The 21,219-nt window shown below is 73.3% G+C and carries 16 protein-coding genes; 9 read left to right on the forward strand and 7 right to left on the reverse strand.

Features of this window, described 5'->3' with window-relative positions; translation table 11 throughout:
- Positions 1-38 precede the first annotated feature (38 nt).
- From ASG23_RS05375 to cofD, 6 genes are all read left to right on the forward strand, one after another.
- Positions 39-1,163, forward strand: coding sequence for a sensor histidine kinase (locus ASG23_RS05375; protein WP_056021351.1), 1,125 nt, complete (start codon positions 39-41; stop codon positions 1,161-1,163).
- On the forward strand, positions 1,160-1,822 hold the full coding sequence (locus ASG23_RS05380; RefSeq protein WP_056021354.1) for a response regulator: 663 nt from the start codon (positions 1,160-1,162) through the stop codon (positions 1,820-1,822). The genes ASG23_RS05375 and ASG23_RS05380 overlap by 4 nt, the downstream gene beginning before the upstream one ends.
- A 452-nt stretch (positions 1,823-2,274) precedes the next feature.
- Entirely contained in the window at positions 2,275-3,258 is a 984-nt protein-coding gene (locus tag ASG23_RS05385; RefSeq protein ID WP_056021357.1) for a putative F420-0 ABC transporter substrate-binding protein, read from the forward strand.
- Entirely contained in the window at positions 3,255-4,274 is a 1,020-nt protein-coding gene (locus tag ASG23_RS05390) for a putative F420-0 ABC transporter permease subunit (protein WP_200941519.1), read from the forward strand. Before ASG23_RS05385 ends, ASG23_RS05390 begins: the two co-directional genes overlap by 4 nt.
- Positions 4,265-5,035: a putative F420-0 ABC transporter ATP-binding protein gene (locus ASG23_RS05395; RefSeq protein ID WP_056021360.1), complete on the forward strand. Its 771-nt coding sequence runs from the start codon at positions 4,265-4,267 to the stop codon at positions 5,033-5,035. Before ASG23_RS05390 ends, ASG23_RS05395 begins: the two co-directional genes overlap by 10 nt.
- Positions 5,036-5,040: 5 nt before the next feature.
- Positions 5,041-6,006 (forward strand): 2-phospho-L-lactate transferase, encoded by a 966-nt coding sequence (cofD, locus tag ASG23_RS05400; RefSeq protein ID WP_056022611.1) that lies wholly within the window; start codon positions 5,041-5,043, stop codon positions 6,004-6,006.
- Here cofD and ASG23_RS05405 read toward each other — a convergent pair.
- On the reverse strand, positions 6,003-7,052 hold the full coding sequence (locus ASG23_RS05405) for a zinc-binding metallopeptidase family protein (protein ID WP_082515855.1): 1,050 nt from the start codon (positions 7,050-7,052) through the stop codon (positions 6,003-6,005). The genes cofD and ASG23_RS05405 overlap by 4 nt on opposite strands.
- Before the next feature lie 9 nt (positions 7,053-7,061).
- Positions 7,062-7,664 (reverse strand): 2-phospho-L-lactate guanylyltransferase, encoded by a 603-nt coding sequence (gene cofC / locus ASG23_RS05410; RefSeq protein ID WP_056021363.1) that lies wholly within the window; start codon positions 7,662-7,664, stop codon positions 7,062-7,064.
- Positions 7,665-7,700: 36 nt separating this feature from the next.
- On the opposite strand from cofC, the gene ASG23_RS05415 reads away from it, so the two are divergent.
- Complete coding sequence (locus tag ASG23_RS05415) at positions 7,701-8,279, forward strand: HhH-GPD-type base excision DNA repair protein (RefSeq protein WP_056021366.1); 579 nt, start codon at positions 7,701-7,703, stop codon at positions 8,277-8,279.
- Here the strand turns inward: ASG23_RS05415 and ASG23_RS05420 are convergent.
- The 4 genes from ASG23_RS05420 to ASG23_RS05435 are packed head-to-tail and all read right to left on the reverse strand — an operon-like array spanning position 8,263 to position 15,286.
- Positions 8,263-9,030, reverse strand: a complete 768-nt coding sequence (locus ASG23_RS05420; protein ID WP_056021368.1) for a coenzyme F420-0:L-glutamate ligase — start codon at positions 9,028-9,030, stop codon at positions 8,263-8,265. The genes ASG23_RS05415 and ASG23_RS05420 overlap by 17 nt on opposite strands.
- Positions 9,027-10,043, reverse strand: a complete 1,017-nt coding sequence (locus ASG23_RS05425) for a TIGR03557 family F420-dependent LLM class oxidoreductase (protein WP_056021371.1) — start codon at positions 10,041-10,043, stop codon at positions 9,027-9,029. Before ASG23_RS05425 ends, ASG23_RS05420 begins: the two co-directional genes overlap by 4 nt.
- 54 nt (positions 10,044-10,097) lie before the next feature.
- Entirely contained in the window at positions 10,098-11,444 is a 1,347-nt protein-coding gene (locus ASG23_RS05430; RefSeq protein WP_200941520.1) for a M1 family metallopeptidase, read from the reverse strand.
- The gene (locus ASG23_RS05435) at positions 11,441-15,286 is read right to left on the reverse strand and encodes a Pls/PosA family non-ribosomal peptide synthetase (protein WP_082515857.1); all 3,846 of its coding nucleotides are present in this window, start codon (positions 15,284-15,286) and stop codon (positions 11,441-11,443) included. The genes ASG23_RS05430 and ASG23_RS05435 overlap by 4 nt, the downstream gene beginning before the upstream one ends.
- 172 nt (positions 15,287-15,458) lie before the next feature.
- On the opposite strand from ASG23_RS05435, the gene valS reads away from it, so the two are divergent.
- Both valS and ASG23_RS05445 read left to right on the forward strand, forming a co-directional pair.
- Positions 15,459-18,095 (forward strand): valine--tRNA ligase, encoded by a 2,637-nt coding sequence (gene valS / locus ASG23_RS05440; protein ID WP_056021381.1) that lies wholly within the window; start codon positions 15,459-15,461, stop codon positions 18,093-18,095.
- Position 18,096: 1 nt separating this feature from the next.
- Positions 18,097-19,899 carry an AMP-dependent synthetase/ligase gene (locus ASG23_RS05445; RefSeq protein WP_056021383.1) on the forward strand — a complete coding sequence of 601 codons (1,803 nt, stop codon included), beginning with the start codon at positions 18,097-18,099 and terminating at the stop codon, positions 19,897-19,899.
- A 113-nt stretch (positions 19,900-20,012) separates the two neighbouring features.
- Here the strand turns inward: ASG23_RS05445 and ASG23_RS05450 are convergent, their stop codons facing one another.
- Positions 20,013-21,209, reverse strand: coding sequence for a baeRF2 domain-containing protein (locus ASG23_RS05450; protein ID WP_056021386.1), 1,197 nt, complete (start codon positions 21,207-21,209; stop codon positions 20,013-20,015).
- Between the last annotated feature and the right edge of the window lie 10 nt (positions 21,210-21,219).

Here is a 21,219-nt window from a genome sequence, read left to right on the forward strand (position 1 = left end):
GGATCCGGGCGCAGGGAGCACCGGGCTACGGTGCCCGTATGAGCTCAGGACGGTTGCACGTGCCTGCGCCCGTCAGAGACGGAGCGATCGCCATCGGCGTGGCGGGGGCGCTCGTGCTCGCCGGCCTGTCGAGCGAGCCGCCGCCCGGCGGGCGCGACGTGCTCGGTCTCGCACTGCTGGCGTCCGGCGGGCTGGCGCTCGCCGCCGGTCGTCGCGCTCCGGTCGCCGTCCTGACCGTCACGGGGCTGTGCGCCGTGGGCTACCAGGCCGTCGGTTACGACGTCCCCGCGGTGGCCTTCCTGTTCGCGGTGTTCATCGCGATGCGGGCAGGGCACCGCACCGCCACGGTGATCGCGAGCGTGGCGATGCTCGCCGCACTCCCGCTGGTGGCCCTGGTCTCCGGGCGCGATGCAGGGGCCGCACTCGTGCATGCCCGGGACGCTCTCGAGCTGGCGTGGCTGATCGCGGCGGCCGCCGCGGGCGAGGCGCTGCGACAGGCGGAGCGGCGGGCCTACGAGGCGGAGCGCACCCGGGAGGAGGCCGCGAAGCGCCGTGCCGACGAGGAGCGCCTGCACATCGCACGCGAGCTGCACGACTCGCTCACGCACCAGATCTCGATCATCAAGGTGCAGTCCGAGGTCGCTGTCCACGTCGCACGTCGGCGCGGGGAGCAGGTGCCGGAGGCCCTGCTGGCCATCCAGGAGGCCGGTCGTGAAGCCACTCGGGAGCTGCGGGCGACGCTGACGGCACTGCGTGACGACGACATGACGCCGGCACGTGGGCTCGACAACGTCCACGAGCTCGTGAAGGGCGCCCGGTCGATCGGGCTGGTCGCGACGCTGACGATGAACGGTGACGGTGGCGATGTGCCGGCCGCGGTGGGCCGGACCGCCTACCGGATCGTCCAGGAGTCGCTCACGAACATCGCCCGGCACGCCGGCGCCACGACGGCGACGGTCACGATCGACTGCCGCCCCGACCTGCTCTCTGTCCAGGTCGACGACGACGGCCGGGCCGCACCGGACACCGTGCCCGTGCCCGGTGTGGGACTGCTCGGGATGCAGGAACGCGTCAGCGCACTCGGCGGTCGCCTCCGTGCGCGAGCCCGCAGCGAGGGAGGGTTCACCGTCCGGGTCGAGCTCCCCGTCGACCACACACCGTGATCCGCGTCCTGCTGGTCGACGACCAGCCACTCCTGCGCAGCGGGTTCCGCGCGCTCCTGGACCTGGAGGATGACATCACGGTGGTCGGCGAGGCTGCGGACGGGGAGCAAGGCGTCGCACTCGCGAGCGAGCTCCGGCCGGACGTCGCGCTGATCGACGTCCAGATGCCGGTCGTCGACGGCATCGAGGCGACGCGGCGCATCGCCCTCGACCCGGACCTGGCCGGGGTGCACGTCGTCATTCTCACCAACTACGGGCTCGACGAGTACGTCTTCGAGGCGCTCCGTGCCGGGGCGGCGGGTTTCCTGGTCAAGGACATCGTCCCGGAGGACCTCCTGCACGCCGTCCGCGTCGCGGCACGCGGCGACGCCCTCCTGGCACCGTCGATCACTCGCACACTGATCGACCGGTACGTCGCCAGGCCGCCCCACCGGGCCGGCGGCGCGGTGCTGGGCGACCTGACCACCCGGGAGCGCGAGGCCGTGGCGCTGGTCGCCGAAGGGCTGACCAACGACCAGATCGCAGCCCGGATGGTGATCACGCCGATGACCGCCAAGACCCACGTGAACCGGGCCATGGCGAAGCTCCACGCCCGTGATCGTGGCCAGCTCGTCGTGCTCGCCTACGAGTCCGGGCTCGTGGCGCCGGGCGGCCGGTGACGTCCGCACCGACTGACGGCACCCCGGATGCCGTGTGCAGCCGGTCCATGCAGGCATGAGCGGCGATCCGGGACCTCCCCGCGCCCCGGATCACCCCTCACGACCCATCGAACATACGTTCGACCCTACCGCCCTCCTGAGCGCTCGGCAAGCCTCCCTGCGAGGGTGCCTGCCACGGAGCGCTACCGCTACCGCCAAGCTGGTCGCCGTGCCGCCGTCGCTGCCATCGTCGACCGACAAGCGCTCCCTGACCTGCACGCACGAGCCGGGCCCCACTTGCCGACGTGCCACCCCTCAGGCCTACTCTGTGCGCGGAACCCGACCAGCTGTGGCCGGGTCGCGCCGCCCGGACGTGGGCGGCCCTCCGGAGGTGCGACGTGCACCCCACCCCCCGCGCTCGAGCATGTGCCCGCGCGCCCCGCACCCCGCAGAGCCCCGGAGCCCTCATCCCGATGCCCAGGATCCGTCCCGCCCTTCTGACAGCCGTCGCCGCACTGGCGCTCGCGGCGTGCTCCGCCCAGAGCACCCCGGAGGCAGCACCGACCGAGACCACGAGCGTCACGTTCGCCCCGGTCACCCTCGACAACTGCGGCACCGAGGTCACGGTCACCGCGCCCCCGACCAAGGTCGTCACCATCAAGTCGACCGCCACGGAGATGCTCCTGGCGCTGGGGCTTGAGGACGTGCTGGTGGGCACGGCGTTCGCGGACGGACCGGTGCCGGCGGAGTACACGGCTGCCTACGACAAGGTCCCGGTCGTCTCGGACAAGGTGCCGGGCCAGGAGGCGCTGCTCGGGCTGGAGCCGGACTTCGTCTACGGCGGCTGGGAGTCCAACTTCTCGGCCGACGGCGCCGGCGACCGTGCGGCCCTGCACAACCTCGGGATCACCACGTACGTCTCCCCCGCGGCGTGCAAGGAGGAGGGCTACGTGCCCGACCCGCTGACGTTCGACAGGGTCGCTGATGAGATCCGCGAGGTCGCGGCCATCTTCGGCGTGCCGGAGCGCGCGGAGGCGCTGATCGCCGAGCAGGAGGCGACGCTGGAGACCGCGGAGCAGCCGGCCGAGGAGACGACCGCGCTCTGGTACAGCTCCGGGACGGACACCCCGTACGTCGGAGCGGGGATCGGCGCGCCGCAGATGATCATGGACGCGGCCGGACTGACCAACATCTTCGCCGACGTGCACGACAGCTGGACGTCGGCCGGCTGGGAGCAGGTCGTGGCGGCGGACCCGGACGTCATCGTGCTCGTCGATGCCGCCTGGAACACCGCGGAGAAGAAGATCGGCCTGCTCGAGGCCAACCCCGCGACGAGCCAGCTCACGGCGGTCCGGGAGGAGCGGTACCTCGTCGTCCCGTTCGCGGCGGGCGAGGCGGGAGTCCGGAACGCGGACGCGGTCGCCTCGCTCAGCGACCAGCTCGCCGAGCTGGGGTGAAGGCCCGCACGCCTCTGACGCTCCTGGTCCTCGCAGGGCTGGCGGCGCTCGTCGTGACGATCCTGGTCACGGTCACCATCGGCCCGGCGGACCTCGGGGTCGACGAGGTCGCGCGCAGCATCGGGGGTCATCTCGGGCTGCCGGTCGACGCCGTGCCGCGGCTGCACGACGCGATCGTGTGGGACCTGCGCCTCCCCCGGGTGCTCACCGCCGCGGCCGTGGGTGCCGGCCTCGCGATCGCGGGCGCGGTGATGCAGAGCCTCACGCGCAACCCGCTGGCCGACCCGTACCTGCTCGGCCTCTCCTCGGGTGCGTCGCTCGGCGCGGTCGCCGTGCTCGTCGTCGGCGTGAGCCTGCTGCTGCCGGTCGCGGCGTTCGCCGGTGCGCTGCTGGCCCTCGTCGCGACCCTGGCTCTCGCCCGCTCGGGGAGCACCCTGTCGCCGGGCCGCACGGTCTTGGCGGGGCTCGCCGTGTCCCAGATGGCCGCCGCGGGGACCAGCTTCGTCATCTTCTGGAGCTCCACCGGCGACTCCTACCGGGAGATCCTCAACTGGCTGCTCGGCTCGCTGGCGGGCGCGACGTGGGCGTCGGTCGCGATCGCCGGCATCGCGGTGGTGGTGGTCGGCACCGTCCTGGTGCTGAGCGCGACGCGGCTGGACGCGTTCGCGTTCGGCGACACGTCGGCGGCGGCCCTCGGTATCGACGTGGACCGCACGCGCTGGACCCTGATGACGGTCGTCGCCCTGCTCACGGGCGCGATGGTCGCGGTCAGCGGCGCGATCGGGTTCGTCGGCCTGATCCTCCCGCACGCCGTGTCGTCCCTGACCGGTCCTGCGCACCGCCGGCTGCTGCCGGTGGCGGCGCTCAGCGGTGCGGTGTTCCTGATCTGGGCGGACACGCTGGCCCGGACCGTGTTCGACCCGCGCGAGCTCCCCGTCGGCATCGTCACCGCACTCATCGGGGTCCCGGTCTTCGCGTTCCTGCTGCGCCGCGGGAAGGGGGCCGCATGGACCTGACCCTCGACGGCGTCGGCACCCGGCTCGGGGGTCGCTGGGTGGTGGACGGGATCGACGCGACACCTCCGTCCGGGCACCTGACCGGGTTGCTGGGCCCGAACGGCGCCGGCAAGACGACGCTGCTCCGCCTGGTCGCGGGCCTGCTTCCGCCGGAGAAGGGCGCGGTGCTCGTCCAGGACGTCGCCGTGCACCACCTCCCGCGCAAGGCGCGTGCGCGGCGGATCGCCCTGCTCGAGCAGGAGTCGACGAGCACCGTCCCGCTCACCGTCCGTGAGGTCGTGTCGCTGGGCCGGATCCCGTACCGGAGCCTGTGGGGCACCGACCCCGACGAGGCGGCGGTCGACCGCGCGCTGGTCAGCGCGCGGGCGGACCACCTGGCCGAGCGTCCGTGGTCCTCACTGTCCGGCGGCGAGCGGCAGCGCGTGCAGATCGCCCGGGCGCTGGCCCAGGAGCCCGAGCTCCTGCTGCTCGACGAGCCCACCAACCACCTCGACGTCAGCGCGCAGCTGAGCCTGCTGGCGTTCGTCCGAGACCTGGGCACGACGACGGTCGCCGCCCTGCACGACCTCAACCTCGCGGCCGCGTTCTGCGAGCACGTGCTCGTGCTGGCGAACGGGCACCTGGCAGCGGCGGGCCATCCGCGCGAGGTGCTGACGCCGGCCCTGCTGCGGCAGGTCTACGGAGTCGAGGCCGACATCCTGGAGCACCCGCGCACCGGCCGACCGGTCATCGCGTTCCACGAGCCGACGAGGTCCGAATGACGATCCTGAAGGTCACCGTCCTGTCCGGCGGGGTCGGCGGCGCGCGCTTCACCCGCGGCCTGCTGAGCCTCCTGGGCCACCGCGGCCAGGTCACCGTCATCGCGAACACCGGCGACGACATGTGGCTGCACGGGGTCCGCGTCTGCCCCGATCTCGACACCCTGATGTACACCCTCGGCGGCGCGGTGCACGAGGAGCAGGGCTGGGGCCGGCGCGACGAGAGCAGCCGGACCAGCGACGACCTCGCCGCGTACGGCCTCGGCTGGGAGTGGTTCACTCTCGGGGACCTGGACCTGGCGACCCACCTCGCCCGGACCGCGCTGCTCCGTGAAGGTCTGCCGCTGTCGCAGGTCACGGCCCGCCTCGCCGAACGCTGGTCACCGGGCGTGACGCTCCTGCCGATGACCGACGACGAGGTCGAGACGCACGTCGTGGTCGCCGACGGTCAGGAGATGCAGGAGATGCACTTCGAGGAGTGGTGGGTCCGGCACCGCGCCGCGCTCCCGGCAGTGCGCTTCGTGCAGACGAACCTGGCGACGGCCGCACCCGCTCCCGGTGTCCTGGCGGCGATCGCCGACGCCGACGTGGTCGTCGTCCCGCCGTCGAACCCCGTGGTCTCCGTCGGCACGATCCTCGCGATCCCCGGCATCCGCGACGCCCTGCGCACGACCTCCGCCCCGGTGGTGGGCGTCAGCCCGGTGATCGGCGGCGCACCCGTGCGCGGGATGGCCGACGCGTGCCTGACCGCGATCGGCGTCGAGACCAGCGCGGTCGCCGTGGCACGCCACTACGGCCGGCGGCCGGACGGTGTGCTGGACGCCTGGCTCGTCGACGACCGGGACGCCGACGCCGCCGAGACGCTGCGGTCCGAGGGCTGGCTGGCCGGCGCCGCTCCGACCCTCATGACCGACGTGCCGACGACCGCCCGCATCGCCGCGGACGCGCTCGCCCTGGTCGGTGCCCTCCCCTAGCCGAGCGGCTTCTCGACGCGGGAGGCGGTCACCACGCGGTGCACGAAGTCCAGCTTGCGGGCCACGGGCTCGGCGATCGTGAACGGGTAGAGGTCGCTCTTGCCCATCGCCCGGTTGACCCGGTTGAGGAACGTCGAGACCGGCAGCCAGTCGGCGAGGACCTCGGCCATCGTCGCGTCCGCGTAGCTGGTCCGCGGGCTGACCTCACCGTCCGCGATCTGCGGCACGCCTTCCATCCGGACCGTCAGCCCACCGGCCGCCGCGGTCTGCAGCGTGCTGGTCAGGTGCAGGTAGTGGGCGAAGCACTCCGCGAAGTCCTCCCACGGGTGCATCGTGGCGTACTCGGAGATGAAGCTCTCCGCCCAGTCCCGCGGCGCCCCGCTCTTGTAGTGCCGGGAGATCGCGTCCCGGTACGACGTGCGCTCGTCGCCGAAGATCGTCCGGCACTCGTCGATCCACCCGGTCTGCTCGACCAGGATCCACTCGTAGTAGTGCCCGACCTCGTGGCGGAAGTGGCCGAGCATCGTGCGGTACGGCTCGCCGAGGCTGATCCGCAGAGCCTCGCGGTGCGCGTCGAGGGACTCGGCCAGATCGATCGTGACGATCCCGTTGGCGTGCCCGATGGTGACGCGGGCACCGTTCGAGCGCGACGAGAGCAGGTCGAACCCGAGCCCACCCTTGCGCTCGTACCAGGGCGTGATGGGCAGCCCCAGGTCGGCCAGCTGGACGAGGAGCCGGCGCTTGTCGCCCGACGCGGTCGCGAGCTTCTCGAGCGCGAGGGTGTCGTCGTTGCTCGGCCGGGTGCGCGTGAGGCGGCACGCGATGCACTTGCCCGAGCCGGAGTCCGACGCGACGAGCCAGTTGCACTCCCACTGCCGGTTGGCGCAGGGGAACCACCACGTGCCGTCGACGTCGCTGCCCTGCGCGGGCGCGGCACGCATCGTCAGGGTGGGCGGGTGCAGACCCAGCTCCAGCCCGCAGCCGTCGCAGGACAGGGACTCGATGAATGCCACGTTCGCGCAGCGAGGACAACGGAAGAGGCGCACGCGCTGACGCTAGAGCACGTCACGCGTCGCGGGGCCGACGCCGAGCCGTGCCACCTCGACCAGGTCGTGCGGGACGTCGACGTCGCGACGCACGGTGGACGTGGCGACGACCGCCAGGCGGACGTGCCCGCCCAGCTCGTGCGCCGCCGCCGACCCCGGACCGAACCGCGGATCGAGCGTGACGCCGGGCAGCGCCGTGAGCAGCGTCGTGCCGGTAGCGTCGGCATCGGCCACGAAGGCGCGCTCGTGGGCGCTCGCCATGCTCAGGGCGTCCTCGAGGTCGTCGGGGCGCAGGGCAGGCAGGTCGCCGAGCAGGATGGCGACACCGTCGGTGTCGCTCGCCGCCCGGTCGATGCCCGCGCGGACCGCTCCGTTCAGTCCGCCACCGGGTTCGTCGACGAGGTCGACGGACCCCTCCAGCAGCGTCCGCAGCGTCGCGTCCGCGGTGACCACGACGACCCGGACCACCCCGGGGGTCGCGACGGCCGCCGCGATCGTGTCGAGCGCCATCGCCCGGACCAGCCGCTCCCGCCCCGTCGCGGACAGCACGCCGGCCAGCCGCGTCTTCCCGTCCGCGGCCGGCTTCACGGGCACCACCACGACCCATCGCATCGGCGCATCCTCCCCCACTCGCGAGAGGATGCCGTCATGACTCTCTGGCTCACCGGCGACCCGACCGCCGACCAGCTCCTGACCGACGACCCGTTCGCCCTGCTCATCGGCATGCTCCTCGACCAGCAGGTCACCATGGAGTCCGCCTTCGCGGGACCCGCCAAGATCGCGGCGCGCATGGACGGGCTCGACGTCCACCGCATCGCGGAGGCCGACCCGGAGACGTTCGCGGCCCTGTGCGCGACTCCCCCGGCGGTCCACCGCTACCCCGGCTCGATGGCGGGCCGCATCCAGGCCGTGGCCGCCGCGGTGGTCGAGGACTACGACGGTGACGTCACGCGACTGTGGACCGATGGTGCTCCCGACGGGACGACCGTGCTCAAGCGGCTCAAGGCGCTGCCGGGCTTCGGCGACCAGAAGGCGCGCATCTTCCTGGCGCTGCTCGGCAAGCAACGCGGCGTGCAGCCGGCCGGCTGGGCGGAGGCGGCCGGCGCGTACGGCGAACCCGGCGCGCGGCGCTCCATCGCGGACGTCACCGACCCGGTGTCGCTGAGCGAGGTCCGAGCCACGAAGCAGGCCGCCAAGGCGGCCGCTAAGGCTACGGCTGGTCCCTGAGCGCGTCCTTCCACCCCTGGGAGTAGGCCTCGGCGCTGCCCTGCTGGAACATGTCGTCGGCTCCGAGGCGCACGAGCACGCGTGCGCCGGGCCCGTCGTCCTCGGTGACCAGGTGGCCGAGTCCGCGGACGATCGCGAGCGGACGCCCCTCGGCCTTGCCCTTGACCAGCTCTCCGGCCGACGCGATCTCGTCGGCGACGGCCGCCTGCGTCATGACCAGCGGCCGGCCGAAGGTGTCGACCTGGCCGCGCAGGTCGTCGAGCACGACGAGCCCGGCGGCGCCGATCGCGATGTCGGTGACGCCCTGCCGCCACGGCCGACCCGCGGTGTCGGTGACGACAACGCCGATCCGCACCCCGAAGGCTGCCGAGAGGCCGGCCCGCAGAGCACGGGCCGACGCGTCCGGGTCGACCGGCAGCAGGAGCACGGTCCCCTCGGGGGTGTTCGACGCGTCGACACCGGCCGCAGCCATGACCAGCCCGAGCCGGTTCTCGACGATCCGGGTCACCCCCGACGCATGCTCGCGGGTGGCGACGACGCGGACGGTCTCGTCGGTGATCGCCTGCTCGCGGTCGTCGGCGGAGACCACCCGGCCCTCGGCCTTGGAGACGACCTTGCTGGTCAGGACGAGGACGTCACCGTCGATCAGCGAGTCGTCGCGGAGCAGCTCGGTGAGCAGCTCCACGAGGTCGTCGCCGGGCGCGATCTCGGGCAGCCCGTCGGGTGCCCAGACCTCCAGGCGCGTGCTCATCGCACGAGCTTGGGCAGCACGTCCGCCCCGAACGTCTCGATCCACTCGCGCTGGTTGCGCCCGACGTTGTGCAGGTAGATCCGGTCGAACCCGAGGTCGACGTACTTCTGGATCTCGGCGCGGTGCTTGTCGGGGTCCGCGGAGATGACCATCCGGCCCTCGAAGTCCTCAGGGCGCACCAGCTTGGCCATCTGCTCGAAGTCGAACGGCGAGCGGATGTCGGCCTTCGGGAACTTCATGCCGCCGTTGGGCCACTCGTGCATCGCGTGCGCCAGGGCCAGCTCGTCGGTCTCCGCCCAGGACAGGTGCAGCTGCAGGACCTTCGGCATCGCGTCCGGATCCTTGCCGGCCTCGCGGGCGCCCTCGTCGAACTTGCCGAACAGCCCGGAGATCTTCTCCAGCGGCGCCCCGACGGTGATGAGCCCGTCGGCCAGGCGGCCCGCGCGCTTGGCGGTGACCGGGCCGGCCGTCGCGACGAGGATCTCGGGCGCGACCTCGGGCATCGTCCACAGGCGCGTCGACTCCACCTTGTAGAACTGCCCGGCGTGCTTGACGTCCTTGCCCGCGATCGACGCAGTGAACAACTTCTTGATGATCTCGATGGCCTCGAACATGCGGTTGATCCGCTCGGGCGCCTCGGGCCAGTAGTTCGCGACGATGTGCTCGTTGAGCGCCTCTCCGGAGCCGAGTCCCAGCCAGTGCCGTCCGGGGTACATCGCGGCCAGCGTGGCGGACGCCTGCGCGACCATCGCGGGGTGCCAGCGGAACGTCGGCGCGGTCACCCCGGGGCCGATGTCACCGGTGGTCCGCTCGCCGAGCGCGGTCAGCACGTTCCAGACGAACGCCGCCTGCCCCTGCGCCGGGACCCACGGCTGGTAGTGGTCGGCCGCCATCACGCCGGAGAACCCGTGGGCCTCCGCGTGGACGGACAGCGCGACCGCCTCGGTCGGGTGGAACTGCTCGAGCATCGCCGCGTACCCGACCGTGAGGCCGTCCGCCGTGACCGTTGCCATCTAGTGACTCCTGTGAGCGCGGGGTCCGCGGTGCTCCGCGAGGTCGTCCCCGAATCACCCTAACCGCGGGACCAGGCCGGATGATCCCCCGCCGCTGGGCGGCAGAGGTGGCAGCTCCGGGAGGGCGGGCCGGTACAGCCACGACTCGACCAGGAGCACGAGCGACGTACCGGCCACCTCGGACGCGCACGCGACGAACTGCTCGGTGCTGACCGTCCCGTGCCGGTACCGCGCGGTCCACGTCCGCAGGATCTCGAAGAACACGTCGTCCCCGACCGTCAGCCGCAGGGCGTGCAGGGTGAGGGCACCGCGCTTGTAGAGCCGGTCGTCGAACATCGCCGCCGCGCCGGGATCTCCGATGAGCAGGTCCTGGGGCAGCAGGGACAGGCGTGCGCGCACCGAGCGCGCCATACGGTGGGCCGTCCAGCCGCCGGACCGTTCCGACCACAACCACTCGGCGTAGCAGGCGAAGCCTTCGTGCAGCCAGATGTCTCGCCACCGCCCGACGGTCAGGCTGTTGCCGAACCACTGGTGCGCGAGCTCGTGGGCCACCAGCCGCTCGGACCCGCGCCGCCCGTCCATGTGGTTGGCACCGAACACGGACAGGCCCTGGGCCTCCAGCGGGATCTCGAGGACGTCGTCGGTGACCACGACCGTGTACCCGGCGGCGAACGGGTACGGCCCGAACCGCTCCTCGAAGAGCGCGATCATCTCGGGCTGCCGCCCCAGGTCGTACAGCGCGGCCGTCTCCAGCCGGGGCGGCACCAACGCCTCGGTCCCGCTCCCGGTCGCGAGCCGCTCGTAGCGCCCGATCTGCAGCGTCGCGAGGTACGGCGCCATCGGCTCGGGCTGGTCGTACACCCATCGGACGCGCCCGGCGCGCGGCGTGCGCGAGATCAGGCGTCCGTTGGTGATCACCTCGTAGCCGGCCTCCGCGGTGACGGTGACGCCGAAGGTCGCCTTGTCCGCCGGGCTGTCGTGGCACGGAAACCACGTGGGCGCGCCGTCGGGCTGGCCGGCCACGATGAGCCCGTCCTCCAGCTCCTCCCAGCCGACCTCACCCCACGGTCCGCGTGCGGGCCCCGGCTGCCCGCCGTAGCGGACCTCGACGAGCAGGCTGGTGCCCGCGAGGACCTCCCGGCCGAGCCGGACGGTGAGCCGACCGTCGTGGAGCGCCCATCGCTCGGGGCGCTTCCCGCCCACCAGCACCTGCCTGACCCGCAGGCCGCGCAGGTCCAGCGAGAACCGGTCCAGCGTGCGGGACGCCTGGGCGTGGACCACGGCGCGGGCGTCGAGGCGGTTCGTCGCCACCCGGTAGTCGAGCTCGAGCTCGTACCGGTCCACGGAGAGGCCGCCCTCCGGGCGACCGGGGAGGTAGGGGTCCTCCGGCGGGTGAGTCACGCCGGGGACACCGGGTTGCCCGTCCAGCGGGACCCGGCGGGGATGGTGTCGCCGCGCAGCACGAGCGACGCCGGCCCGACGCGGGCGCCGTCGTCGAGGCTCGCCGCGGGCAGCACCACGCCGTGCGGGCCCAGGCTCGCGCCCCGTCCGAGCTCCACCGTGTCCATGCTCATGACCCGATCATGGAACAAGTGTGTCTGCAGCACGCAGCCGCGGTTCACGGTGGACGCGTCACCGAGCGTCACGAGGTCGGCCTCGGGCAGCCAGTAGGTCTCGCACCAGACCCCGCGGCCGATGCGGGCGCCGAGCGTCCGCAGCCACACGGTGAGGGCGGGCGAGCCGACGGTGGCAGGTCCCAGCCACGGCACGGCGACGACCTCGAGGAACGTGTCGGCCAGCTCGTTGCGCCAGATGAACGAGCTCCACAGGGGGTGGTCGCCGGGACGGAGCCTGCCGACGAGCAGCCACTTCGCCGCCGTCGCGAGGGCGCACGCGACGCCCGCCGCCGCCAGCACGACCAGCGGGGAGAGCGCCGCGGCGGCCCCCAGACCCCACCTGTCGAGCGCCGCCTGCAGGACCAGGAGCACCGCCACGCCGATCCCGAAGGTGCAGATCACCGGCAGGATCCGGCACAGCTCGACGAGCGCGCGAGCGACCCGCAGCCGGGTCGGGGGTGCGAACGTGCGGGCGTCGTCGGACTCGCCCGCCACCCGGCGCAGCTTCACCGGCGGCGACCCGAGCCAGCTGGTGCCGGCGCGAGCGTCCTCGGGCGTCGCCGAGAGCACGGCGACCAGACCGCGCTTCGGCACCGTGCGGCCGGGCGCGATCATCCCCGAGTTGCCGAGGAACGCGCGCTTGCCCACCTTGCTGCGCTCCACCCGGAGCCAGCCGTGCCCGAGCTCGTAGGAGCCGATCAGGGTGTCGTCGGCGAGGAACGCCCCATCGCCGACAGTGGTGAGGGTGGGAAGCATCAGCGCGGTCGACGCTTCGACGTCCTTGCCGATGTCCGCCCCGAGCGCCCGCAGCCAGACCGGGGTCGCCATGCTCGAGTAGAGCGGGAACAGGGTGGTGCGCGCGTCGTCCATGAGCCGCAGCGTCGCCCACACCTGCCAGCCGGCCCGGCTGCGCACCGCGTGGTACCCCTCGCGGAAGCCGAGCCCGAGCAGCCGCACGGCCACGAGCGTGACCACCGCGAGCACCACGACCATCGTGAGGGCGCCGAGCGGGACGGCACGCAGGGCGTCGAGTGCTGCCTCGGACCAGGTCGTCGCGTCTCGGAGCCCGACCCCGACCACCAGCAGCCCGCACACGGCGGCGACCACCGGAAGCGCAGCCAGCGCCGCGGCCGTCGCGCCGTACGCGGCCACCCAGCGGCCGCCGCGCGGAGCCTTGTCGCGCGGCCAGTGCCGGCGCGACGGCCCGTCGAACACGGCTGGTGACCCCACCCAGAGCTCGCCCGGCGGCACGGAGTCGAGGACGGCGGACCCGGGCGCGACCTCGGCCCAGGCCCCGACGCGGGTGCCGGGCGCGAGCGTGCTGCGCGTCCCGACGGTCGCGCGCTTGTCGATCCGCACCCGGCCCACCCGCAGCACGTCCCCGTCCAGCCAGTGCCCGCGCAGATCGACCTCGGGCTCGACCGCGCACCCGTTGCCGAGCGTGAGCAGCCCCGTGACCGGGGGCAGGGCGTGCAGGTCGACGTCACGGCCGATCGTCGCGCCCAGCGCACGCGCGTACTGCGCGGTCCAGGGCGCGCAGGACAGGTTCTCGGCACCCGCCGCGGCGGCCCACGACTCGGTGAACCAGAGCCTCAGGTGCACGGAGCCGCCGCGCGGATACCGTCCGGGCAGGAGGCCGCGCAGCAGGGTCCGCGCGACGACCACCGTCGTGCCCATGCGTCCCAGCGGGCTGATGAGCACCAGCCACCCGGCGGCCACCCACCACCAGACCCCGGGCACGACGGGCACCCAGGGGGCACCGGTCGTCGCGACGAGCACCGCGTCGGCCGCGAGCAGCCACGTCAGCCACCGCAGGCCGACCAGCGCGGCGAGCGGGATGCCGAGCAGGGTCTGCGCCAGCTGCGCCCGGACCGGCGTGGGCGCGACGACCCGCGCCTCGGCCACGACGGTCGGCTCGAACTCGTCGAGCCGGCGGGCCAGGTCACCGATCCGCGGGTACTCGTAGACGTCCGCGACGGTGACGGTCGGGAACCGAGCCCGCAGCGCGCTCACCAGCTGCGCCGCGACCAGGCTCCCGCCGCCTGACGCGAAGAAGTCGTCGCGCGGACCGGCCACCGCGACCCCGAGCGCGGCCGTCCACCGCTGCGCCACCCACTCCCCCGTCGGGGTCAGACCGACGGCAGGCCCGTGGGTGGCCTCCTGGTCGGCGCGTCCGAGCGGCCACGGCAGGGCGTCCCGGTCGACCTTCCCGGACCCCCGGGTAGGGATGGAGGCCACGGGAGCGAGGAGCGGCACCAGCGCGGCGGGGAGCGTGCCGGTCAGGCGGTGGCGGGCGTCGGCGAGGTCCAGCTCGACGCCGGGATCGGGCACCAGGTAGCCGACGAGCACCGACGTGCCCGCCGGGGTGCGCCGCACGGCCGCCGCGGCTCCCGCGACCCCCGGCAGCGCGAGCAGCGCGGAGTCGACCTCGCCCAGCTCGATCCGTCGGCCGCCCACCTTGACCTGGTCGTCGGCCCGCCCGACGAAGACCAGTCCCTCGGGCTCGTACCGCACGAGGTCGCCGCTGCGGTACGCCCGCTCCCACCCGAGCCCCTCGACGGGCGCGTACTTCTCGGCGTCCTTGACCGGGTCGAGGTACCGCGCGAGGCCGACACCGCCGATGATCAGCTCGCCGAGGCCGCCCTCCTCCACCGGGAGCCCGTCGGGCGCCACGACCGCGAGGTCCCACCCGTCGAGCGCGTGCCCGATCCGCACGGGACCGTCGCCGGTCAGCAGCGCGGCGCACGCGACGACGGTCGCCTCCGTGGGGCCGTACGTGTTCCAGACCTCACGCCCGTCCCCCACCAGCCGCGCGACGAGCTCGGGCGGGCAGGCCTCGCCGCCGAAGATGAGCAGCCGGACGCCGGCCAGCTCCTCGGCGCGCCACAGCCCGGCGAGCGTCGGGACGGTCGAGATGACGGTGATGCCCTGCGCGACCAGCCAGGGACCGAGGTCCATGCCCGTCCGCACCAGCGCGCGCGGCGCCGGGACGAGGCAGGCGCCGTGCCCCCACGCGAGCCACATCTCCTCGCAGCTGGCGTCGAAGGCCACGGAGAGGCCGGCCAGGACCCGGTCGCCCGGTCCGAGCGGGGCGTGCTGGAGGAACAGGCGGGCTTCGGCGTCGACGAACGCGGCGGCCGACCGGTGCGTGACCGCGACGCCCTTGGGCGCGCCCGTGGAGCCCGACGTGAAGATGATCCAGGCGTCGTCGTCGAGCGTCGGGCGACGCGGCTCCGCGGTGCGCGCCAGCCCGGCGAGGTCGCCCTCGGTCAGCACCCGGGCCACGCCGGCCTCGCGGAACACGGTCTGCGCGCGCTCGTCGGGGTCGTCCACGTCCACGGGCACGTAGGACGCACCGGCGGCGAGCACCGCGAGGATCGCCGTGTACAGCTCGGCCGTCCCCGACGGGATCCGGACCCCGACGCGCTGTCCGGACCCGATGCCTGCACCGGCCAGGCCAGCGGCGGCCGCCCGGACCGCCACCAGCAGCTCGCGGTAGGTCAGGACCGTGCTGCCGTCGTCGATCGCGGGAGCGTCACCGTGCGCCGCGGCGGTGGCCTCGAGGATGTCCACGAGGGTGCGAGGTGCGGGCGCGAGGGCGGACCGGAGGAATGCCTCGGCCGCCATCGCCAGCCTCCCCGTCCGCTCGTGTTCCCCGATCATGCGCTCACGACCCGGCGACTGGCGATCCTTGCACCCGGCGCCGGGGAGACCGTGCCACGTCCATCCCCGTTCACCGAGTGTTCGCCTGATCGTCGACGGAGCCTCCACGCCCGCCGATCTGGGAAGATGTCGACCCATGAGCTCTGAGTCCCCCACTGCGTCCGTCCCGCCTGCTGCACCCCTGACCACCACGGGCACGCGGCAGGTACCGGACCGGGTCTCCCTCGACGGTGTCGAGACCCGCTGGGACGAGGCGTGGACCGCGCAGGACCTGTACGCCTTCGACCGCACCGCGACCCGTGAGCAGATCTACTCGATCGACACGCCGCCCCCGACGGTGTCCGGCTCGCTGCACGTCGGCCACGTGTTCTCGTACACGCACACCGACGTCGTCGCCCGGTTCCAGCGCATGCGCGGCCGCGAGGTCTTCTACCCGATGGGCTGGGACGACAACGGCCTGCCCACCGAGCGCCGCGTGCAGAACTACTACGGCGTGCGGTGCGACCCGTCCCTGCCGTACGACGCCGACTTCACGCCCCCGTTCGAGGGCGGCGAGGGCAAGTCGGGTCCGCAGGTGCCGGTCAGCCGGAGGAACTTCGTCGAGCTGTGCGAGCGCCTGACGATCGAGGACGAGCGGCTGTTCGAGGCCCTCTGGCGTCGGCTCGGCCTCTCGGTGGACTGGTCGCGGACCTACCAGACCGTCTCCGCGGAGTCCCGTGCCGTCGCGCAGCAGGCGTTCCTGCGCAACCTCGCGCGCGGCGAGGCGTACCAGGCCGAGGCGCCCGGGCTGTGGGACGTGACCTTCCAGACGGCGGTCGCCCAGGCCGAGCTCGAGGCCCGCGACTACCCCGGCGCGTTCCACCGCGTCGCGTTCCACGGTGGGGGTGGTCCGGTGTACATCGAGACGACCCGTCCGGAGCTGCTTCCGGCGTGCGTGGCGCTCATCGCGCACCCCGACGATGAGCGGTACCAGCACCTGTTCGGCACCACGGTCCGCTCGCCGCTGTTCGACGTCGAGATCCCCGTCCTGGCGCACACCCTGGCCGAGCCCGACAAGGGCGCCGGCATCGCGATGTGCTGCACGTTCGGTGACCTCACGGACGTGCAGTGGTGGCGCGAGCTCCAGCTGCCGACGCGGTCCGTGGTGGGGCGTGACGGCCGCATCCTGCGGGACACGCCCGAGTGGCTGGGCTCCGAGGCGGCCCGCGCCCGCTACGAGGAGCTGGCCGGCAAGACCACGTTCTCCGCGCGCGAGGCCGTCGTGGCCGGTCTGCGCGAGACGGGTGACCTCGACGGCGAGCCCGTCACGACGCAGCGCAAGGCGAACTTCTACGAGAAGGGCGACAAGCCGCTCGAGATCGTCACCAGCCGCCAGTGGTACATCCGCAACGGCGGTCGCGACGATGCCCTGCGCGACGCGCTCCTGGCCCGCGGAGCGGAGCTGGGGTTCAACCCCGACTTCATGAAGGTCCGCTACGAGAACTGGGTCAGCGGCCTGAACGGCGACTGGCTGGTGTCGCGCCAGAGGTTCTTCGGCGTGCCGTTCCCGGTCTGGTACCCGCTCGACGAGTCGGGCGAGCCGCAGCACGACAAGCCGCTGCTGCCGACCGAGGACCAGCTCCCCATCGACCCGTCGTCCGACGTGCCCGAGGGCTACACCGCCGACCAGCGGGGGGTGCCGGGCGGGTTCGCCGCGGACCCGGACATCATGGATACCTGGGCCACGAGCTCGCTGACGCCGCAGATCGTCGGCGGCTGGCGCACGGACCCCGACCTCTTCAGCCGGGTCTTCCCGATGGACCTGCGCCCCCAGGGCCAGGACATCATCCGCACGTGGCTGTTCTCCACGGTGGTCCGCTCGCACCTGGAGCACGGCTCCCTGCCGTGGTCGTCGGCGGCGATCAGCGGCTGGATCCTCGACCCCGACCGCAAGAAGATGTCGAAGTCCAAGGGCAACGTGGTCACCCCCATGAGCCTGCTCGAGGAGCACGGGTCCGACGCGGTCCGGTACTGGGCCGCCTCGGCACGCCTCGGCACGGACGCTGCCTTCGAGATCGGGCAGATGAAGATCGGCCGCCGCCTGGCCATCAAGGTGCTCAACGCCTCGAAGTTCGCGCTGTCGTTCGGCGCCGCCGACGAGCCGCTCTCGCTCGACCCGGCGTTGGTGACCTCCGAGATCGACCGCGCGATGCTGGCCGGCCTGGCGGACGTCGTCGAGAAGGCCACGGCCGCGCTGGTCGCGTACGACCACACGCGCGCGCTGGAGCTGTCGGAGACGTTCTTCTGGACGTTCTGCGACGACTACCTCGAGCTGGTCAAGGACCGCGCCTACGGGGACCCGTCGCCGGAGACCGTCTCGGCACGCGTCGCCCTCGCTGTCGCCCTCGACGTGCTCCTGCGCCTCTTCGCGCCGGTGCTGCCGTTCGCCACGGAGGAGGTCTGGTCGTGGTGGCGCGAGGGTTCGGTGCACCGCGCGCCGTGGCCGTCTGCCGAGCCGCTGCGCACCGCGGCGGACCCCACGGTCGTCGTGGCCGCCGGCTCAGCGCTCGCCGCGCTGCGCAAGGTGAAGTCCGAGGCAAAGCTGTCGATGCGCACGGAGATCACCGCGGTCGTCCTGGCCGTCCCTCCCGCGCTGCGTCCTGGCGTCGACGCGGCGCTGGACGACATCCGAGCCGCGGGCCGGGTCACCGGCACGCTCACCCTGGTGGACGGCGACGGCGAGACCTGTGTCGCCCGCGACGCCGAGCTGGTGCCCCCCGAGCCGAAGGCCTGACATGCGCGAGATCCGGTCCGAGACCCTCGTCGAGGTCGACCCCGCGGACAGCATCCCCGGGATGCTCGCCGAACGGCTGCTGCGTGACCCCACGGGGACGTTCGCCGAGCGGCAGGTCGGCGGCACGTGGACCGCGGTCACCGTCGCGGAGTTCGTCGCCGAGGTGACGGCCGTCGCCAAGGGCCTCGTCGCGCACGGCATCGGGCCTAGCGATCGCGTCGCGATCATGTCCCGCACGCGCTACGAGTGGACCCTGCTGGACTTCGCCTGCTGGGCGGCCGGAGCCCTCGGCGTGCCCGTCTACGAGACGTCGTCGGCCGAGCAGGTCCGCTGGATCATGGCCGACGCCGGGGTCCGGCTCGCCCTCGTCGAGAACGCGAAGCACGCGGAGGTCGTCGCGCAGGTCCGCGACGACCTGCCCGGCCTCACCGAGGTTCTCGTGATCGACGACGGCGCCGTCGCGGCACTCGTCGAGTCGGGGACCGCCGTCGCGGACGCCGAGATCCGCCGTCGCAGCGCCATCGCCCGCGCCGACGACCTCGCGACCGTCATCTACACGTCCGGCACCACCGGCCGGCCCAAGGGCGTCGAGCTCACGCACGGGAACTTCGTCGCGATCACGCGCAACGGGGTGGCCGGTCTGGGCGACGTCGTCGCGATGCCCCACTCGCGCACGTTGCTGTTCATGCCTCTCGCGCACGTGTTCGCGCGGTTCATCCAGGTGCTCTGCGTGCCCTCGGGGGCGGTGCTGGGCCACACGCCGGACACCAAGTCCCTGGTCCAGGATCTCGGGACGTTCCAGCCGACGTTCATCCTCGCGGTGCCCCGCGTCTTCGAGAAGGTCTACAACTCGGCCGAGCAGAAGGCGGGCTCCGGGACCAAGCTCAAGCTCTTCCGCTGGGCCGCCCGAGCTGCCGAGGACTACTCCCGATCGCTGGAGACCGGCGGCCCCGGCGCCGCCCTGCGTGCCCGCCACGCCCTGGCCGGCAGGCTCGTGCACGCGAAGCTGCGCGCGGCGCTGGGCGGCCACGCCGAGTTCGCGATCTCCGGCGGTGCCCCGCTGGGCGAGCGGCTCGGCCACTTCTACCGTGGCATCGGCGTCGAGGTCCTCGAGGGCTACGGCCTGACGGAGACCACGGCCGCGACGGCCGTGACCCGTCCCGGGGCGACGACCATCGGCACCGTCGGCCCCCCGTACCCCGGCACGGCACTGCGGGTCGACGACGAGGGACAGATCTTCGTCTCCGGCCCGCACGTGTTCCGCGGCTACCGGCACGACGCCGAGGCGACCGCCGAGGTGCTCGTCGACGGCTGGTTCCGCACCGGCGACCTGGGCTCCTTCGACGAGCTGGGCAACCTGCGGATCACCGGCCGCACCAAGGAGCTCATCGTCACCGCGGGCGGCAAGAACGTGGCCCCCGCGGTCCTCGAGGACCGGCTGCGCGGCCACCCGCTGGTCAGCCAGGTGGTCGTCGTGGGCGACCAGCGGCCGTTCATCGGCGCACTGGTCACCCTGGACGCGGAGATGCTCCCGGGCTGGCTGGCCAACCACGGGCTGCCTGCCATGTCCGTCGATGAGGCCGCCGCCGCCCCGGCAGTCCTCGAGGCGCTCGACCGCGCCGCCGACCGCGCCAACGAGGCGGTCTCCCGCGCCGAGTCGATCCGCAAGCTCCGCGTGCTCACCACCGACTTCACCGAGGCGAACGGCTACCTCACCCCGTCCCTCAAGGTGAAGCGCGCCCTGATCCTCAAGGACTTCGCTGGCGACATCGACACCCTCTACACGGACACCCGAGTCGACTGACCCTGCACCGCAACGTCGCACTCCGACGTGTTGCGGACGCAACCCATCCCTCCCATGCGACGTCCGCGCTCGAGCGGGCTCGGACCCGCTCGAGTGCGGACGCTGCGCGCCTGCTAGACCACCGTGCGGAGGCGGGCCTGGTCCGCCGACTGCGTCGGGACCGCTTCGCTCGGCGTCGAGTCGTCGGACCAGCGCAGGACCGCACCGATGCCGTCGACGAGATCCACCGTGCCGTCCTCGGCGAACGTAAGCCCGGCGTCCTGACCCAGCGCAGCCCGCACGAGCGCCACGTTGGCGTCCATCTCCTCGGCTCCGCTGGTCACCCCGATCGACGCGAGGTCGCTCGCGCTGGTGGCCACCTGGAGCGGCTCCGGCCCGACCCACAGGGTGCGCTCCGCGAGCCCCGACGTCAGGGAGTCGACGTGCAGCACGAGCTCGGCCACCTGACCGCGCCGGAGCACCTCGATCACGTCCTCCAGAGCCGTCACGGCCCCGCCACCGCGTCCCTGTGCCTCCCGGAACCGGTCCAGCACCGCGTCGCTGCGCCGTCTCCGGAACGCCGCCAGAGCCTGCGCCACATGCGCCTCGAACGAGCCCTTCTTCAGTCCCTCGCCCCGACCTCCCCCGGGCACGTCGACGAGCAGCTCACCCGTGGGCTGGCCGACCGCGTCCCGCACGAGTGAGACCGCGCGCACGTCCCCCGTGATCAGCACCAGGTCCGGGCCCCGCTCGGCGACGCGCTTGTCCAGCACCGCGGCGACCGCCTCGGCGTTGCGTCCCCAGGAGTCCTCCGCGCGCGTCTGGCTGCGTCGGTCCAGGCCACCCTCACGCGTCTTGTGCACGTCGTCGTGCCCACCGTCGACGGTCTCCGTCTCCGGACCACCCTCGGTACGGACCGTGCCGCCGGCCGCCCAGGTCAGGTCCGCGCCGTTGCGGTCCACCGCGACCAGGAGATACGTCACCGTCTCGTCCGCTGCGCGCACCGCCGGCAGGAGCGCCGGCGCAGGGCCGAACACGGCGTGCGACCGGGCCGGCGGCTCCGAGAGCACCCGGTCCACGACGACGCCGTCGGCGTCGGCCACGACGACCCGACCGTGCGGGCCTCGCACCCCGGTCGGGACGGACACGAGCTCGGCGATGTCGTCGAGCACTCCCGCCGACGCGCCGTCACGCTCCAGAGAGCGCCGCACGCCCCGCCAGCGGTCCGCTGCCTCGGCGTCTGCGTTGGCGCCGGTCCTGGTGGCATCCAGGTAGACGGTCGTGAACGGCGACGGCCGTCCGAGCAGCGGCTTGAGCCAGTGCAGGTCCATGGGCATCCCT

The organism is Cellulomonas sp. Leaf395, assembly GCF_001424125.1.
In the GTDB taxonomy this organism is placed as follows: domain Bacteria; phylum Actinomycetota; class Actinomycetes; order Actinomycetales; family Cellulomonadaceae; genus Cellulomonas.

Bases quoted from the DNA above. Each gene is read 5' to 3' on its own strand.
- ASG23_RS05435 (WP_082515857.1), bottom strand. From the start codon at position 15,286: ATGGCGGCCGAGGCATTCCTCCGGTCCGCCCTCGCGCCCGCACCTCGC.
- ASG23_RS05415 (WP_056021366.1), top strand. From the start codon at position 7,701: ATGACTCTCTGGCTCACCGGCGACCCGACCGCCGACCAGCTCCTGACC.
- ASG23_RS05450 (WP_056021386.1), bottom strand. From the start codon at position 21,209: ATGGACCTGCACTGGCTCAAGCCGCTGCTCGGACGGCCGTCGCCGTTC.
- ASG23_RS05395 (WP_056021360.1), top strand. From the start codon at position 4,265: ATGGACCTGACCCTCGACGGCGTCGGCACCCGGCTCGGGGGTCGCTGG.
- ASG23_RS05445 (WP_056021383.1), top strand. From the start codon at position 18,097: ATGCGCGAGATCCGGTCCGAGACCCTCGTCGAGGTCGACCCCGCGGAC.
- ASG23_RS05375 (WP_056021351.1), top strand. From the start codon at position 39: ATGAGCTCAGGACGGTTGCACGTGCCTGCGCCCGTCAGAGACGGAGCG.
- valS (WP_056021381.1), top strand. From the start codon at position 15,459: ATGAGCTCTGAGTCCCCCACTGCGTCCGTCCCGCCTGCTGCACCCCTG.
- cofC (WP_056021363.1), bottom strand. From the start codon at position 7,664: ATGCGATGGGTCGTGGTGGTGCCCGTGAAGCCGGCCGCGGACGGGAAG.
- ASG23_RS05425 (WP_056021371.1), bottom strand. From the start codon at position 10,043: ATGGCAACGGTCACGGCGGACGGCCTCACGGTCGGGTACGCGGCGATG.
- ASG23_RS05385 (WP_056021357.1), top strand. From the start codon at position 2,275: ATGCCCAGGATCCGTCCCGCCCTTCTGACAGCCGTCGCCGCACTGGCG.
- ASG23_RS05420 (WP_056021368.1), bottom strand. From the start codon at position 9,030: ATGAGCACGCGCCTGGAGGTCTGGGCACCCGACGGGCTGCCCGAGATC.